This is a genomic window from Mesorhizobium sp. L48C026A00 (assembly GCF_000502375.1).
Lineage (GTDB): Bacteria > Pseudomonadota > Alphaproteobacteria > Rhizobiales > Rhizobiaceae > Mesorhizobium > Mesorhizobium muleiense.
In genome coordinates, this window is the sequence record NZ_AYWU01000005.1 from 53,954 (window position 1) to 70,336 (window position 16,383).

18 protein-coding genes are annotated in these 16,383 nt (G+C 62.3%); 9 read left to right on the plus strand and 9 right to left on the minus strand.

The window, feature by feature from the left end; translation table 11 throughout:
• Positions 1-3 precede the first annotated feature (3 nt).
• Complete coding sequence (locus X738_RS52590; RefSeq protein WP_023798154.1) at positions 4-1,152, minus strand: pyridoxal phosphate-dependent aminotransferase; 1,149 nt, start codon at positions 1,150-1,152, stop codon at positions 4-6.
• Between the two features lie 198 nt (positions 1,153-1,350).
• On the opposite strand from X738_RS52590, the gene X738_RS52595 reads away from it, so the two are divergent.
• The 6 genes from X738_RS52595 (at position 1,351) to aat (ending at position 6,904) form a co-directional block, all read left to right on the plus strand.
• On the plus strand, positions 1,351-2,745 hold the full coding sequence (locus X738_RS52595) for a M48 family metalloprotease (RefSeq protein WP_023798155.1): 1,395 nt from the start codon (positions 1,351-1,353) through the stop codon (positions 2,743-2,745).
• Between the two features lie 118 nt (positions 2,746-2,863).
• Positions 2,864-3,667, plus strand: a complete 804-nt coding sequence (locus X738_RS52600) for a DsbA family protein (RefSeq protein ID WP_023798156.1) — start codon at positions 2,864-2,866, stop codon at positions 3,665-3,667.
• A 307-nt stretch (positions 3,668-3,974) separates the two neighbouring features.
• The gene (gene aroQ, locus X738_RS52605; RefSeq protein WP_031254564.1) at positions 3,975-4,409 is read left to right on the plus strand and encodes a type II 3-dehydroquinate dehydratase; all 435 of its coding nucleotides are present in this window, start codon (positions 3,975-3,977) and stop codon (positions 4,407-4,409) included.
• Between the two features lie 26 nt (positions 4,410-4,435).
• Positions 4,436-4,894 carry an acetyl-CoA carboxylase biotin carboxyl carrier protein gene (gene accB / locus X738_RS52610; RefSeq protein ID WP_023798158.1) on the plus strand — a complete coding sequence of 153 codons (459 nt, stop codon included), beginning with the start codon at positions 4,436-4,438 and terminating at the stop codon, positions 4,892-4,894.
• 19 nt (positions 4,895-4,913) lie between these two features.
• Positions 4,914-6,257: an acetyl-CoA carboxylase biotin carboxylase subunit gene (accC, locus tag X738_RS52615; RefSeq protein WP_023798159.1), complete on the plus strand. Its 1,344-nt coding sequence runs from the start codon at positions 4,914-4,916 to the stop codon at positions 6,255-6,257.
• A gap of 29 nt (positions 6,258-6,286) precedes the next feature.
• The gene (gene aat, locus X738_RS52620; protein WP_023798160.1) at positions 6,287-6,904 is read left to right on the plus strand and encodes a leucyl/phenylalanyl-tRNA--protein transferase; all 618 of its coding nucleotides are present in this window, start codon (positions 6,287-6,289) and stop codon (positions 6,902-6,904) included.
• Between the two features lie 25 nt (positions 6,905-6,929).
• On the opposite strand, the gene X738_RS52625 is transcribed toward aat, so the two are convergent.
• From X738_RS52625 to X738_RS52640, 3 genes are all read right to left on the minus strand, one after another.
• Positions 6,930-7,298 carry a hypothetical protein gene (locus X738_RS52625; protein ID WP_023798161.1) on the minus strand — a complete coding sequence of 123 codons (369 nt, stop codon included), beginning with the start codon at positions 7,296-7,298 and terminating at the stop codon, positions 6,930-6,932.
• Between the two features lie 118 nt (positions 7,299-7,416).
• A complete protein-coding gene (locus X738_RS52630; RefSeq protein WP_023798162.1) occupies positions 7,417-7,824 on the minus strand; it encodes a DUF2155 domain-containing protein in 408 nt (135 codons plus the stop codon).
• A gap of 596 nt (positions 7,825-8,420) precedes the next feature.
• Positions 8,421-8,819, minus strand: a complete 399-nt coding sequence (locus X738_RS52640; RefSeq protein WP_023798164.1) for an NADH:ubiquinone oxidoreductase subunit NDUFA12 — start codon at positions 8,817-8,819, stop codon at positions 8,421-8,423.
• Positions 8,820-9,069: 250 nt separating this feature from the next.
• Between X738_RS52640 and panB the strand changes: the two genes are divergently transcribed.
• On the plus strand, positions 9,070-9,912 hold the full coding sequence (gene panB, locus X738_RS52645; protein WP_023798165.1) for a 3-methyl-2-oxobutanoate hydroxymethyltransferase: 843 nt from the start codon (positions 9,070-9,072) through the stop codon (positions 9,910-9,912).
• 12 nt (positions 9,913-9,924) lie between these two features.
• The gene (gene panC / locus X738_RS52650; RefSeq protein ID WP_023798166.1) at positions 9,925-10,776 is read left to right on the plus strand and encodes a pantoate--beta-alanine ligase; all 852 of its coding nucleotides are present in this window, start codon (positions 9,925-9,927) and stop codon (positions 10,774-10,776) included.
• A 152-nt stretch (positions 10,777-10,928) separates the two neighbouring features.
• On the opposite strand, the gene X738_RS52655 is transcribed toward panC, so the two are convergent.
• The 5 genes from X738_RS52655 to X738_RS52675 form a co-directional block, all read right to left on the minus strand.
• Entirely contained in the window at positions 10,929-11,381 is a 453-nt protein-coding gene (locus X738_RS52655; protein ID WP_023798167.1) for a phasin, read from the minus strand.
• Positions 11,382-11,636: 255 nt separating this feature from the next.
• A complete protein-coding gene (locus X738_RS52660) occupies positions 11,637-12,125 on the minus strand; it encodes a GNAT family N-acetyltransferase (protein WP_023798168.1) in 489 nt (162 codons plus the stop codon).
• Between the two features lie 4 nt (positions 12,126-12,129).
• A complete protein-coding gene (gene gatB / locus X738_RS52665; RefSeq protein ID WP_023798169.1) occupies positions 12,130-13,629 on the minus strand; it encodes an Asp-tRNA(Asn)/Glu-tRNA(Gln) amidotransferase subunit GatB in 1,500 nt (499 codons plus the stop codon).
• Positions 13,630-13,972: 343 nt separating this feature from the next.
• On the minus strand, positions 13,973-14,404 hold the full coding sequence (locus X738_RS52670; RefSeq protein ID WP_023798170.1) for a CBS domain-containing protein: 432 nt from the start codon (positions 14,402-14,404) through the stop codon (positions 13,973-13,975).
• Positions 14,405-14,506: 102 nt separating this feature from the next.
• Positions 14,507-15,265, minus strand: a complete 759-nt coding sequence (locus X738_RS52675) for a rhomboid family intramembrane serine protease (protein ID WP_023798171.1) — start codon at positions 15,263-15,265, stop codon at positions 14,507-14,509.
• Between the two features lie 420 nt (positions 15,266-15,685).
• On the opposite strand from X738_RS52675, the gene X738_RS52680 reads away from it, so the two are divergent.
• Complete coding sequence (locus X738_RS52680) at positions 15,686-16,324, plus strand: PAS domain-containing protein (RefSeq protein WP_023798172.1); 639 nt, start codon at positions 15,686-15,688, stop codon at positions 16,322-16,324.
• Positions 16,325-16,383: the final 59 nt, after the last annotated feature.

Consider the following 16,383-nt stretch of genomic DNA (forward strand, 5'->3'; position numbering starts at 1 on the left):
ACGCTATCTCAGCCAGCGCTCGATGCGCATCATCGCCTCGACCATCTCGTCGTGGCTGCCGGCGTAGGAAAAGCGCATGGCTCGATGGCCTTGAAGCGGATCGAAATCGCGGCCGGGCGTCGCCGCCACATGCGCCTCGGCCAGCATCTTGCGCGCGAAGGCCATGCTGTCGTTGGTGTGCCTGGTGACATTGCAGAAGGCGTAGAACGCCCCGTCCATCGGTGCCGCCAGGGTAAAGCCGAGTTCGGGCAGGCGTTTCATCAAAAGCTCGCGATTGCCCGCGTAGCGCGCCTTCACAGCCTCCAATTCCGCGGTTGCCTTGAACGCCTCGATCGCGGCGATCTGGGACAGTTCCGGCGGTGAGATGTAGAGACTCTGGGCGATGCGCTCGACCGGCCGCACCAATGGTTCCGGCAGCACCATCCAGCCGATGCGCCAACCGGTCATGCAGTAGTATTTCGAGAAGGAATTGATCACCGTCACGTCAGGGCCGCAGGCAAGTGCTGTGCTGTCCGGCGCAGCGTAAGCCAGCCGGTGGTAGATCTCGTCGGAGATCACGGCGATGCCGAGCTCTTGTGCCGTCGTCACCAGCGCCGACAGCTCGTCGGCGGGGATAATCGCCCCGGTCGGATTGGCGGGGCTGGCAAACAACACGCCCTTCAGGTGCTTTTCGCGATGCGCAGCCTTCAGATGTTCGGCGTGGAGATAGGCATCACCGTCGAGCTCGATCTCGACGATCTCGATGCCGAGCGCGGCCATGATGTTGCGATAGGCCGGATAACCGGGTGCGGTGATGGCGACACGGTCGCCTGGATCGAACATCGCCAGAAATGCCAGGTTGAAGGCGGCCGACGATCCGGTGGTGACGGCGATCCGGCCGGGTGAAACGGCCAGCCCGTAGTGGTCGGCATAGTGCTGGGCGATAGCCTCGCGCAGGCCCGCAAGACCCAATGCGTCGGTGTAGCCGATGCGCCCCATCTTCAATGCGTTCGTCGCCGCTTGCCTGACTCCGGCCGGCGCCGGATCGGACGGCTGGCCAACGGCCATGGAAACGACCGGCACGCCCCTGGCCTTCAGCCGATTCGCTTCCGCCAGAACGTCCATGGCGTGGAACGGCTCGACGTCGCCGCGACGCGAAAGCGATACAACCATTTGACCTCATTTTCCTTGTTGGCCCTTTGGGTCGGCCCTTTGAGATCGGCCCTCGGGCCGGCGCTTGCCGGCTGCCGGCGCCGAGCTTTGGCGTCCCGCGCCGCACAAATGCCCGATTGATGTGAGGATCACAAGTTCAGTAAAAGTTTCAGTGCCGACTTTTCATCCTTCACCCGCTCGTCTACCAGTGGACCTGCCATGTTGAGCCGACCCAAATCGACGATAGCCAGGGCAGCGCGCGCCTTCGCGACGCTTTCGCTTGCCGCGACGGTCGCTGTGAGCAGCACCGTCAGCGCTTTTGCGCAAAACGTGCCGGTGGTGCGCGATGCCGAGATCGAGGCGCTGGTGCGCGCCTATGCGCGGCCGATCTTCAGGGCCGCGGGCCTGCCGGAAGACGGCGTCGACATCGTGCTGGTCAACGACCAGAGTTTCAACGCCTTCGTTGCCGGGTCCCGCCTGTTCATCAACACCGGCGCCCTGATGTCGGCGGAGACGCCCAACGAGATCATCGGCGTCATCGCCCATGAAGCCGGCCACATCGCCGGCGGCCACCAGCAAAAATTGCGCAACCAGCTCGAACGCGCCAAGACGATGGCCATCATCGCGACGCTGCTTGGCGCCGGTGCCATCGTTGCCGGCGCCACCAGCAAGAGCCGGGGCCTGGCCGGCGCCGGCATGGGGGTTGCCGCTGGCGGTGGCGAGATGGCGCAGCGCAGTATCCTCGCTTATCAGCGCACCGAAGAGATGACCGCCGACCGCTCGGCGATAACCTATCTCAATGCCACCGGCCAGTCCGGCCTGGGCATGCTGAAGACCTTCGGCCGCTTTCAGAGCGCACTTTCGCTGTCGGGGGCGCAGGTCGACCCCTACCGGATCAGCCATCCGCTGCCGCGCGAACGCATCGCCAACCTCGAAGTCCTGGTCAAAAAAAGCCCCTACGTCGAAAAGGTCGATCCGCCGGCGCTGCAGCAGCGGCACGACATGATGCGCATCAAGATCGCCGCCTATATGGGAGGTCAGGCCGCCGCATCGCGGCTGATGCGCAAGATGCCGGGCAGCCTCGCCTCGCAATATGGCGACGCGCAGACGAGCTATCTTTTCGGCAATCTGGCCGGGGCGCTTGCCAAGACCAACGCGCTGATCAAGGCACAGCCGAAGAACCCCTATTTCCAGGAATTGCGCGGCGACATCCTGATGAAGGCGAACAAACCGAAGGCTGCCGCGGAAGCCTATGCCAAGGCGGTCAGCCTCGACCCAGCGCGATCCGGGCTGCTGCCGGTTTCCTACGGCCAGGCGCTGATGGCAGTCGGCACGCCCGATTCCCTGGAGAAAGCGGTGGTGCAGATCAACAAGGGTCTCGCGCGCGACCGAGAAAACGCCGTCGGTTACCGCCATCTTGCGCAGGCCTATGGCGAGCTTGGCAACATTCCGGCCGCCGACCTTGCGACCGCCGAAGGCCATTTCTATTCCGGCGCCTACAAGGATGCCAAGATCTTCGCAATGCGCGCGCAGATGAAAATGAAGCGTGGCGAGCCGGGCTGGATCCGCGCGCAGGACATCATAAACTACGCACCATCAGGCAAGAAAAAGTGAACCTTCCGGCCGTGCGCGGCGACAAGTGGTTGGACCAATCGGGTAGTCGAACCAATCGGGTAGTCGGGCCAATCGGGTCGGACAACCCGGCCGGAAACCAGGCAAGAGGATCAGGATGATGAAGAAGGCAATTCTGCTGGGCACCACGGGCGTGGCGGTCGCTCTCGCCATGCTGGGTTTCGGGTTCGTGACCGGAAGTCCGCAGACGGCAAAGGCCGATGCCGCGCAGATCGCCCAGGCAGCCTCCGCCGAGACCAAGATCGACCGGGCTGAACTCGAAGGCATCATCCGCGACTATCTGCTGAAGAACCCGGAAGTGCTGCTGGAAGCTCAGGAGGCGCTCGAGGCCAAGCAGAAGGAGGCGCAGCGCGTCGCCAGTCTCGACGTCATCAAGGATGCCAAGGACCAGATCTTCAACTCGGCCTTCGACGGCGTCGTCGGCAATCCGAACGGCAAGGTCACCATCGTCGAATTCTACGACTACAATTGCGGCTACTGCAAACGCGCCATGGAGGACATGCAGACGCTGACAACAGCCGATCCGGATCTGCGCTTCGTGCTCAAGGAGTTCCCGATCCTCGGCCCGGATTCGCAGAAGGCAAGCGTCGTCTCGATGGCCTTCCACCTGATGATGCCGGAGAAATACGGCGAGTTCCACAACGCGCTGCTCGGCGCCCAGGGACGCGCCACCGAAGCGGCGGCCATCAAGGTAGCGCTTTCGCTCGGCGCCGACGAAGCGACGCTGCGCGAGAAGATGAAGGATCCGTCGATCGCCGAGGCCCTCTCCAAGACCTATGATCTTGCCAACAAGCTGGCCATCACCGGAACGCCTTCCTATGTGGTCGGCAACGAGGTGGTGTTCGGTGCGCTCGGCCAGGACGTGCTGGCGGAGAAGATCGAAGCGGCCAAGGCCGCACTCTGATCGGCGGCTGGCTTTCGGCGCAAGCCATTTTCCGCCTGTTGTGGACAGCGAAAGAACCCACTTGCGCTCTTTTCGCAGGCGTCTAAGCCCATTATAGAGGCCCGGTGCGCCGACTGATGCCGGCGCTGATGTGGTGGATTTGAAGTTCCTGCTGCTTTGGTGGCGTCAGTGTTCAGGAACTTTAAATCCACCACATCAGAAATGTATAAATTGCCAGTGTGGCTTTGAAGCCGAAATTCGTTCAAAGCGCTGCTCCAAGGTATTGCGAATTTCGGATTCGAAACCACACCGGGAAAAGGTCGGCATTTTGAAAACGGTTTTCGTCCTGAACGGTCCCAACCTCAACGCGCTCGGCAAACGCGAGCCGGGCATCTATGGCGGCAAGACGCTGGCCGCGATCGCCGACGATTGCAAGCAGGCAGGTGCGGCACTTGGGCTCGAGATCGATTTCCGTCAGTCGAACCATGAGGGCGACCTCGTCGACTGGATACAGGAAGCCGCCGACAAGGCTGTCGGCATCGTCATCAATCCGGGCGCCTACAGCCACACCTCGATCGCCATTCACGACGCCATCCGCTCCGTCGCGCCATTGCCCGTCGCCGAAGTTCATCTTTCCAACATCCATGCGCGGGAATCATTCCGCCACGTCTCCATGGTCTCGCCGGTCGCCGTCGGCGTGATCTGCGGGTTCGGGCCGCTCGGCTACACACTGGCGCTGCAGGCGCTGGCCGCACGCCTATGACCGGCCAACAAACAGAAGGCTCGAAAATGTCGATAAAGAAGAATGGTGTAGACCAGCAGCTTATCCGCGATCTGGCGGGCATACTGAACGACACCAACCTCACCGAGATCGAGGTCGAGCTGGGCGACTTGAAGGTGCGCGTGTCGCGACAGGCGCCGGCTGTCCATGCGGTCGCCGCAGCGCAGCCCGCCTATGCGCCGCCGGCCGCGCAGCCGGCTGGCGCAGCCGCCCCGGCAGCAGCCGACGTGTCCAAGAACGCAGTGGCCTCGCCGATGGTCGGCACCGCCTACCTGGCGCCATCGCCCGACGCCAAGGCGTTCATCGAAGTCGGCCAACAGGTCAAGGAAGGCCAGACGCTGCTGATCATCGAGGCGATGAAGACGATGAACCAGATACCCTCGCCGCGTGCCGGAACGGTGACGGCGATACTGTTCGAGGATGCGCAGCCGGTCGAATACGGCATGCCGCTCGTCGTGATCGAGTAGAGCCGGGAACAGCCGAAAAATGTTCCAGAAGATCCTCATCGCCAATCGCGGCGAAATCGCTCTGAGGGTGCTGCGCGCCTGCAAGGAGCTCGGCATCCAGACGGTGGTGGTGCATTCCACCGCCGACGCCGACGCCATGCATGTGCGGCTCGCCGACGAGAGCGTCTGCATCGGCCCACCGCCGTCGCGCGACAGCTATCTCAACATCCACCAGATCGTCGCGGCGTGCGAGATCACTGGCGCCGACGCGGTGCATCCGGGCTACGGATTCCTGTCGGAGAATGCCAAATTCGCCGATATCCTCGCCGCGCACAACATCACCTTCATCGGCCCGTCCGGCGATCACATCCGCATCATGGGCGACAAGATCGAGGCCAAGCGCACCGCAAAGCGCCTCGGCATTCCGGTGGTGCCCGGCTCCGACGGGGCGGTCACCGAGGAAAAGGAAGCCAGACGCATCGCCGCCGAGATCGGCTATCCCGTGATCATCAAGGCGTCGGCCGGCGGCGGCGGACGCGGCATGAAGGTGGCGCGCAGCGAATCCGATCTTTTGGTCGCACTGCAGACGGCGCGCTCGGAAGCCGGTGCCGCTTTCGGCGACGACGCCGTCTACATCGAGAAGTATCTCGAAAAGCCGCGCCACATCGAGGTCCAGGTGTTCGGCGACGGTGCCGGCCGCGGCGTGCATTTCGGCGAACGCGACTGTTCGCTGCAGCGCCGCCACCAGAAAGTCTGGGAAGAGGCGCCCTCGCCGGCGCTCAATGCCGAGGAGCGCGCGCATATCGGCGGCGTCTGTGCCAGGGCGATCGCCGATCTCGGCTACTCCGGCGCCGGCACCATCGAATTCCTCTATGAGAACGGCGAGTTCTACTTCATCGAGATGAACACGCGCCTGCAGGTCGAGCATCCGGTGACGGAGGCAATCACCGGCATCGACCTCGTGCACGAGCAGATCCGCGTCGCCTCGGGCGGCGGGCTTTCCATGCGCCAGGAAGAGATCCGCTTTCAGGGCCACGCCATCGAATGCCGCATCAATGCCGAGGATCCGCGCACCTTCACCCCCTCGCCCGGCACGATCACCCACTTCCACACGCCGGGCGGCCTCGGCATCCGCGTCGATTCCGGCGTCTATTCCGGCTACAAGATCCCGCCTTACTACGACAGTTTGATCGGCAAGCTGATCGTGCACGGCCGCAATCGCGTCGAATGCATGATGCGGCTGCGGCGGGCGCTCGACGAATTCGTCGTCGACGGCATCAAGACGACGCTGCCGCTGTTTCGCGATCTCGTCGGCAATGCCGATATCGCCAATGGCGAGTATGACATCCACTGGCTGGAAAAATATCTGGCCGATGAGGATTAGGACGTGAACTTATAGAATATAATGATGCGATGACCCGTCCTTACGCGCCAGGCTATCGCATCCCGACCGACCTGTTGCTCAAGGCCTACGCCTCGGGCGTCTTTCCGATGGCCGAAAGCGCCACCGATCCGGAAGTGTTCTGGGTGCGGCCGGAGACGCGCGGCATCATCCCGCTGGATGGTTTTCACACGCCCAAAAGCCTGAGGAAGGCGATCCGGAAAAACCTGTTCGATATCCGTTTCGATTTTGATTTCGAAGCGACCATCGACGGCTGCGCCGAGAGGCGCGAGGAACGCCGGTCGACCTGGATCAACGCGCCGATCCGCGAGGCCTATGTCGAACTCCATCGGATGGGCCATTGCCATTCGGTCGAAGCCTGGCGCGAGAGTCGGCTGGTTGGCGGCCTCTACGGCGTGTCTCTTGGCCGGGTGTTCTTCGGCGAAAGCATGTTCGCCAGGGAAACGGACGCGTCGAAGGTCTGCCTGGTGCACCTCGTCGAACGCCTGAAGGATCGACACTTCGCCTTGCTCGACACGCAGTTCACCACCGAGCACCTCAAACGCTTCGGCGCGGTCGACGTGCCAAGGGGCAAATACGAAAAGATGCTGGCCGACGCGCTGAAGGGCGAGACGGTGTTTTTCCCATGATCTGCGCCAAAGGTCGGGTTTTTGGTCAGGTTTTTGCGGCAGGCTCAAGAGGCGTGTGCGCGTGGAACATCATCTTCCAGCCATTGACGCGATGGACATCGCCGGTGCTGACCAGCGCCGCATAAGGCTCGCCATTCTCGCGCGTGGCATGGGCCTCATAAGTCAGCATGACAATGTCGCTGCCCGGCTCGATGATGCCCTTGAGGTCGATGTCGAGATCACGCCAGCGATTTAGGCCCGTCGCGGTTTCGGCCAGATCGGCGTTGCTCATCGTTTGCGCCATCTGTGGGAAAGCCACCAGGCATTTGGTGTCGGCATTGGCTTTGAAATAGGCAGCGTCGCCGGCCCAGAACCCTTTTTCGAGATCGAGGAGTTCGTTCTTGTTGGCCATCATCGGACATCTCCGTAACACCAGCCATGACCAACGCACGGAGAATAAGGCGGTTCCGGAAGGCTCAGTAAGTGATTGCGAACAGGCGATCCCGCACGCCAGGCATTATAACTGATCTTGGCTAATTGGTTTTGGCCGCGTCGGGTGCCGGCACTTCCGACTTCTGCTTGCAGCCCTTCAGCCAGACGTCGTAGACGGCGTGCTCGACGGCGTTGAGGCCGGGGCTTTCGGCAAACATCCAGCCGGTGAAGATACGGCGGATCTTGCGATCCAGCGTGATCTCGTCGACCTCGACGAAAGAATCGGTCTTCGGCTCTTCGGTTTGCGGCTGCGAATAGCAGATGCGCGGCGTCACCTGCAAAGCGCCGAACTGCACCGTTTCGTCGATATAGACATCGAACGTGATGATGCGGCCGGTGATCTTGTCGATGCCGGCGAATTCGGCGACAGGATTGGTGATGCGTTGTGGTGCGGCCGGTGCCGCCGGCGCCACTGTCGCATCCGGTTCCACTGTCGCATCCGGTTCCATTGGCGCATCCGGGTCCACTGGCGCCTCAAATTCCGTCGGCGCCCCCGGGTCCACTGGCGCCTCAAATTCCGTCGGCGCCCCCGGGTCCACTGGCGCCTCAAATTCCGTCGGCGCCCCNCCCCGGGTCCACTGGCGCCTCAAATTCCGTCGGCGCCCCCGGGTCCACTGGCGCCTCAAATTCCGTCGGCGCCCCCGGGTCCACTGGCGCCTCCAGCGTCTGAGCGGCGGCCATGGCGCAAGCGACAAAAGCGGCGGCCGTCGTCAGTCCGCCCATCGAAATTCGGCTGAAAATGCTCATGCAGGGATCCGGTGGTTTGCGCCCGGGGTGATTCTGTCGCGCCCAAGGCTAGTCGCTGCTGTCAGATCGACAAGCAGCTAAACGCCAATTGTGGCGATAAAGGATCGATCCGCCCTCGGCGACGTCCTTTGGACGCGCAAAGGACGCTGTAGCACTTTTGGTTTTGCGCATGAACCTTTCCGAAAATCTTTCGGATTTTCGGGGTCATGCGCGGGCTCACGGACCCAAATGTCCGCTCCGCGCCGGTTCTCGAGACCACCACCATATGACTCGCCAGAGCGAATTTCGAAACAGTCTCTTACGACCCCGGCGTCCAGGCGTCGTAATCGCCGGTCACCTGCGGGCGGTGCTGATTGCTGAGTATGGAGCCCTTGGGGCGATAGGCCGCGGCACTTCCGGTGAGGTTCGGCTGATGCGGCTTCTGCCAGTCGCGTGGCTTGTAGGTGTCGCTCGTCGGCGGGACATCGACGCGGTGATGCATCCAGCCATGCCAGCCGGGCGGAATCATCGAGGCTTCCGAATAGTCGCGATAGATGACCCAGCGGCGGGTACGGCCTTCCGAATCGACACCACCCTCGTAGTAGACGTTGCCAGCCTCGTCCTGCCCGACTTTCTTGCCATGCCGCCAGGTATGGAAGCGCGTGCCCAGCGTCTGGCTGTTCCACCAGGTGAAAAACTGCAGAAGGAAAGTCTTCATCCAAAATCCCCGTGGCAAATCCCCGCGGTGGCGACAGCGGCGGCGCCTGTTTCCTGCTTATGGCGTCAGGCCATCGCCAAGGCAAGGGTTTTGCCGCACGAGCCACGCAAATGGCCGTCGGAAAACCGACGCACCGTGGCAAGCCTTTCGCGTCCTTTCGAGGCATGCCTTGCCAAGGCTGCCGGGTCTTTCTAAAGCTCAGCGCGCCGCATGCAGGAACCAGCCTGATTGACGGTTGAGGGAGGGAATGATGGCCCCAGACGCATCCGGCGCCGATCCGCGGATCAGTGCCAGCTCCATTCGCCTACGCAAGGGCGGCGAGCCGATCGTCTGCCTCACCGCCTATACCTACCCCATCGCTCGCCTGCTCGACGATCATGTCGACCTGCTTCTGGTCGGCGACAGCGTGGCCATGGTTCTCCATGGCCACAAGACCACGCTGGGCGCCTCGCTGGAGATGATGATCGCCCACGGTCAAGCGGTGATGCGAGGGTCAGCCAAGGCCTGCGTGGTGGTCGACATGCCGGCCGGAAGCTATGAGGCGACGGCGCGCCAAGCCGTCGCCTCGGCGCGGCGGGTCGTCGGCGAAACCGGTTGCCAGGCCGTCAAGCTGGAGGGCGGCGTCACGGTTGCCCGACAGATTGCGGCGATTGTCGCTGCCGGCATTCCGGTCATGGGACATATCGGCTTGCAGCCGCAATCGGTGGAAAGCGACGGCGGCTACAGGATCAAGGGCCGGACCGACGAGAATGTGGCTGCGCTTTATCGCGACGCCGAAGCGGTCGAAAAGGCCGGCGCGTTCTCGGTGGTCATCGAAGGCACCGTCGAGACCGTCGCCGCCGACCTCACCCGCCACATTTCCATTCCAACCATCGGCATCGGCGCCAGCAGCGACTGCGACGGCCAGATCCTGGTCATCGACGACATGGTCGGCCTGACCGTCGACCGGGTGCCGAAATTCGTCAAGCAATATGCCGACCTGCGCAGCGTCATATCGCAGGCGGCAGCCAGCTATGCAGCGGAGGTGCGCAGCCGGACATTCCCCGGCCCGAGCCACGTTTTTTTGGCCGCAGCCGACAAGAGCGAACCGTGAGCGGGGCGAAGCATGAGCGGACCTCTCGTCATCGACAGCGTCGCCGCCCTTCGCGCGCAAATCCGAGACTGGCGTCGCGATGGCCTCAGCCTTGCCATGGTGCCGACCATGGGTGCGCTGCATGACGGCCATGTCTCGCTGATCAGGATCGCGCTGGAGAAGGCCGATCGCTGCGTCGTCTCGATCTTCGTCAACCCGACCCAGTTCGCGCCGAGCGAAGATCTCGACAAATATCCGCGCCAGCTCGGCCGCGACCTCGATCGGCTGGCCGAGGCCGGCGCACAACTTGCCTTCACCCCTGGTGCGGCGCAGATGTACCCGGCCGGCTTCGCCACCAGGATCTCGGTCGGCGGGCCAGCCGCCGGGCTGGAATCGGATTTCCGGCCGACCTTCTTCGACGGCGTCGCAACCGTCGTGGCAAAGCTCTTCCTGCAGGCGTCGCCCGACTGCGCGGTCTTTGGCGAAAAGGATTATCAGCAGCTTTGCGTCGTCAGGCAGCTCTGCAGCGATCTTGATTTGCCGGTGGACATCATCGGCGCGCCAACAATACGCGACGCGCACGGGCTCGCCATGTCGTCACGCAACGCCTATCTCGGCGAAACCGAGCTCGCGGTGGCGCGCCAGCTCAACGCCATCTTGCGCCGAACGGCGGCGGCACTCGCGGCAGGCGCGGATGAAGGCAGTGCGACCGCCGAGGCCAGCCGCGCGCTGGTCGAGGCCGGCTTCGACAAAGTCGACTATGTCGCGGCGCGCGAGAGCCTGACGCTCGTCCCGTGGCGGCCAGACCGCGACGGTCGCCTGCTCGCCGCCGCCTGGCTGGGCAAGACCCGGCTGATCGACAATGTGGAAGTTCCCTCCGCCTGAAGCGCGTGCCGTTTGGATGGATTCATGCGACGCGCTTCAGGTTGTTGCTTTGATGCATGTCGCTATTGCAAAACCGCTTCGCACCCTCGGTTCAAGCCCGAGGGCGTGCTTTTGCGCGACATGCCTTAGGGCCAATCAGGCATCAAGGCCAATCAGGCGACCTTGAGATCCTTCATCGCCTTCTCGTAGACATCCTTGATCGGCTTGGATACGTCTTCGGCGGCTTTCGTCGCCGCCGCCCGAAGCTCCTTGCTCTGCTCGACCGTCTTTTCCACCTGCTTGCGCAAGAAGTCTGTCTGCAGTTCGACGAACTCGGAGGGCGATTTCACGGTAACCAGGGCTTCGAGGTGAGAAAAGCTGGCCTCAACATTTGCGCGCAAAGCGGCGATCGTCTTCAGCGACAGCTCATTGCTAGCGGTCTTGGCTGTTTCGAAGGATGACTCGAGAGCCTTCTGGGTCGCCTCGGCGCCGGTCGCCAATTTCGATAAGGCTTCTTTCGATTGCTCGACGCCCTTTTCGGCGACAGCACGGAACTGATCGGTTACCTCGGTCTGGACTTCTGCATTCTCAACGTTTTCAGCAGTTTTATCAGCGGTCTTGGTCATAGTTTCCATCCTTTGCGGTGGGCGACCTTTGTAGAAAGGCCGTCTCGTTCATCTAGAACCTGACGTTACGGCATCTGCAGTGCATTGCAATATTTTTGTGCGTCGCACCATGCTTTTTGCCTCAGCGTTAGCCACTGGTGAATTTCTACCTTCGGGCGTGTTTTTTGCGGACCGCGATTCCGCAATTCAGCCCGCAACCGACCGGCGCCGCCCCGTAAAAACGCAACTGACTGCGACCTGTCAGGCCAGGCAAATCTATTCGATCGCCTTTTCCAAAATCAGCGCCGGCAGCCCTGAGCCACCGCCACAGTCAGCAGTATTCCCGGCTGGCAAAAACCCTTTCGAGCGATAGAAGGCGACGGCGGGAGCATTTGCCTCTTCCACTTCGACACGCAGCGTCCGCGCCTCGGGAAAGCTGGCCTCGACCTCTTCCAGCAGCGCCTGGCCGATCCCTTGCCTCTGGCAGGCCGGATGCACGTAGAGCTGGTTCAGCATGACGATCCTCGCATCCGTGGTGGCTGCGGCGAACGCCATGCCGCGAATGCGGTTGCCATCGTCTGCGACCAGGAATTCGGAGTTCGGCCGTGTCAGCCGCGCCTTGAGCGAGGCGATCGAATGCCATTCATCTGTTATCTCAGCGACTTTGGCAGCGCCATAGATGGCGTCGTAGGTGGCGTGCCACGTTTCGACCAGCAACGCCCGGACCGCGGCAAGATCGCGCTCGCCAGCGGTGCGAACGAACATCATCCTATTCGATCCCGAGCTTGGCCTTGACGAGGTCGTTGACGGCCTGCGGGTTGGCCTTGCCGCCAGTCGCCTTCATCACCTGGCCGACGAACCAGCCGGCCATGCTCGGCTTGGCGCGCGCCTGCTCGACCTTGTCGGGATTGGCTGATATCACCTCGTCGACCGCCTTTTCGATGGCGCCGGTGTCGGTGACCTGTTTCATGCCGCGGCTTTCGACCAGTTGGCGCGGATCGCCGCCTTCGTTCCAGACGATCTCGAACAGATCCTTGGCGATCTTGCCGGAGATGGTGCCCTCTTTTATCAGGTCAATGACCGCGCCGAGCTGATCGGGCGAAACCGGAGCATTTTCAATACCCTTGCCGGCTCTGTTCAAGGCACCGAGCAGATCGTTGATGACCCAGTTGGCGGCAAGCTTGCCGTCGCGACCAGCGGCCACCTTCTCGAAATAGTCGGCGACCGCCTTTTCCGACACCAGGATCGAGGCGTCGTAGGTCGACAGGCCGAGCGAGGAGATCAGCCGCGCCTTCTTGGCGTCGGGCAGTTCAGGCAGATCCTTTGCCAGCGCATCGACATAGGCCTGGTCGAATTCCAGCGGCAACAGGTCGGGATCCGGGAAATAGCGGTAGTCGTGCGCTTCTTCCTTGGAACGCATCGAGCGGGTCTCGCCCTTGTTGGGATCGAACAGCCGCGTTTCCTGGTCGATCTTGCCACCGTCCTCAAGGATGGCGATCTGGCGGCGCGCCTCGTAGTCGATGGCCTGGCCGATGAAGCGGATCGAGTTGACGTTCTTGATCTCGCAGCGCGTGCCGAATTCGCCGCCGGGCCGGCGCACCGAGACGTTGACATCGGCGCGCAGTGAGCCTTCGTCCATGTTGCCGTCGCAAGTGCCGAGGTATCGCACGATGGTGCGCAGCTTGGTGACATAGGCCTTGGCCTCGTCGGCGGATCGCATGTCGGGCTTGGAGACGATCTCCATCAGCGCCACGCCGGAGCGGTTGAGGTCGACATAGGACATCGTCGCATGCTGGTCGTGCATCGACTTGCCGGCATCCTGCTCCAGATGCAGGCGCTCGATGCCGACCTCGATGTCCTCGAACTCGCCCTGCCGGTCGGGACCGACGGAGACGATCACCTTGCCCTCGCCGACGATCGGCTGCTTGAACTGTGAAATCTGATAGCCCTGCGGCAGATCGGGATAAAAATAGTTTTTCCGGTCGAAGACCGATTTGTGGTTGATCTCGGCCTTCAGCCCGAGGCCGGTGCGGATCGCCTGCTTGACGCATTCCTCGTTGATGACCGGCAGCATGCCCGGCATCGCCGCATCCACAAGGCTGACATTGGCGTTTGGCGGCGCACCGAACGCCGTCGAGGCGCCGGAGAACAGTTTTGCCTGCGAGGTCACCTGCGCATGGACCTCGAGGCCGATGATGATCTCCCAGTCGCCGGTGGCGCCTGATATCAGGCGCTTGGCGTCGGGTGTGCGGGTGTCGATGAGGGTCATGGCGGCCTGCGCGTTATCGGTGACGGAATTCACGTGAATTCGACGTTTAAAGTGAAGTCATCCGCTAATGCAAACCGCAAAAGGAGACAAGCGTGAAGCCGCAGGCTGGTAGGGGCAACCGTTATTGGAAACGTTTGCGCTGCCCCTCACCTGCCTGCCGGCATTCTCTCCCCGTATAGTGACGGGGAGAGGGGCGCCCGCATCAACGATTTCGCCAATCTCCATTGTAGCAAGAAAAGCCGCCAAGGCTGCGGCCGGCCCCTTCTCCCGTCACTATACGAGGAGAAGTGCCCGGCAGGACGATGAGGGGCGGCGCCGACTTCGACAAAACTTACTGGCGATCTCACGCCGTCGCGATATAGGCCCTGATCTCCGCGGCCTCGCGCTCGACATCCTCGATGCGCCGCTTGACCACGTCGCCGATCGACACGATGCCGTCGAGCAGGCCGTCCTTTTCCACCGGCAGATGGCGGAAACGGCCACTGGTCATGATCTCCATGACCTCGTTGACGGTGTGGTTCTCATTGCAGATCTTCACTTTGGGGGTCATCGCCGAACGCACCGCGATATCCAATGCGGCGGCCCCTTCCCTGGCGAGGACCCGCACGACGTCGCGCTCGGAAAGGATGCCGACGATCTTGTGATCACCATTGGTGATGACCAGCGCACCGATCCTGTGCTCGGCCAGGATGCGAATGGCCTCGCTCAGTTTTTCGTTCGGCCCGAGCGTCAACACGTCGTGGCCCTTCTGCTCGAGAATTGCCTTAACAGTCATGGCGTCCTCCTCAGTTTACCTTGCCGGTTCCTGCCCTGACCGACTTTCCCTAGTGCCAGACATCGTGCGCCGCGATCGATTGGTTTTCAAGTGCGGCGAGGCTCAGGCCCTGAACTCGTCCGCCTGCTGCCGCCGATCGAAAGCCCGCAGGCCGAAGAAGCCGGCGACAAAACCGCCAATATGAGCCTCCCAGGCGATCTGGCTGTCGATGCCGGGCGCGAAGGCAACGAGGCCGGTGGCGAGATTGATCACCATCCAGATGGCAAGAAAAGTCACAACGCCGCGCGAGCGGAACACCACCGCCATCGGCAGCGGCGCGCCGGCGAAGGCGGCTTTGCCGGACGAGCGGTCGGTGCGGAAGCCGAAGCGCGCGGCGGCCCCCATCATGCCGGAAATCGCCCCCGATGCGCCGACCAGCGGCGCCTCGCCGAGCGGATGCACGGCCCAGAACAGCACCACGGCCGCCAGCCCGGTCGCGGCGAAGAACAGGCTGAAACGAAGCGCGCCGAAGCGGTTCGCCAGTGGTGAGCCGAAAGCCGCCAGCCACACCATGTTGACGGCCAGATGAGCAAAGCCACCATGCAGGAAGGCATAGGTGAAGGGCCGGGAAAACAGGAACCAGTCGAAGCCATATTGGCCAGTATAAAGAACTGGAATGAAGGCCGCATCGTACAACAATGTCAGCAGCTGGCTTTGGCTAAGCACGTACTCCTGGATGAGATAGAGGACGACGCAGATGCCGATCACCGCCAGCACAACGGGCGGCATGTTGAACACCGGCTCGCGGCGCGGCTCCGGCTCACGGCCGACAGGTCCGCCCTCGCCCTGTTCGATTTCCGAGGGGCTTGCTGGTTCGCTCATATGGCTCGCACTCAGTCGCTGGTTTCGACTTCGCGAGCATGTAGATCACGGTCACCCGATTCACAAAGGGCGAATCGCCCCACGCAAATCAAAACGGCGCGAATCAAAATTGGCGCGAATCAAAAAGAAGCCGTCCAAGGTTGCCCTTGAACGGCTGGTCGAGCCCCCATGCTCCCCCAAACTCTTGACTGAAATGCTGCCGATCGCTGCGAAACGACCGCTTCTGGAGTGGTTTTAACGTGCCACGGGCCTGGGCGGAGCGCAACGTAAACCACTTGTTAACCTTAACGGCCCCGACCCGTGAACAAGTGTTAACGATGCTGGCACGCATCCTGCTCCGCAACGCATGTAGGTCCTCGGAGGGCGCCCTTCTGTTCACCGATGGGACATCAGACGACAGATTGCGCGGAGCAGCATAACATGAACCAGAACGGATCGATCACGCTGTTCCATTATTGGAACCGGCTGCGTGACGGGCGCCCTGCCCCGAAGCGTTCGGAAGTCGAGCCGGCCGATATCAAGTCGCTGCTGGCCGACACATTCATCCTGGAAAAGGATACGCGCGGCGAAGCGGTATTCCGGCTCGCCGGCACCAGGCTTTGCGCGGTCTATGGCCGTGAACTCAAGGGGTTTTCCTTTCCCTCGCTGTGGCGCGAGAAGAACCAGCGGCTTATCTCGAAACTGATCCAGGGCGTCTTCGATCAAAAATCCGTCGTGCTCATCACCTATGAAGGTTTCAGCCGCACCGACCGTTCCAGCAAGTTCGAGCTGCTCGCCCTGCCGCTCGACGGCGGCGTCGACAATCCGCGCTGCCTCGGCGTGATAAGCGCCGCTGAAAAACCCTTCTGGCTGGGCGCGGATCCGATCGCCGACGCCCTGATCGATTCGATCCGTCTCGTCGATCCGGAGAAGGAACCGAAATTCCTAAAGAACCGGCCGGCCATCGACGTTCCCTCGCTTGTCCCGTCGGAACTCGATCCGTCCCAAGCGATTTCGGCGCTCGGCCAGGCGCGCCGCATCCGTCATCTGGTCGTATTCGACGGCGGGCGCGGGGAATAATCCAAAATCCTAAAGTAGCGGTATCAGGCTTTCCCCTTTGTTAACCCACTTCGCTGTAG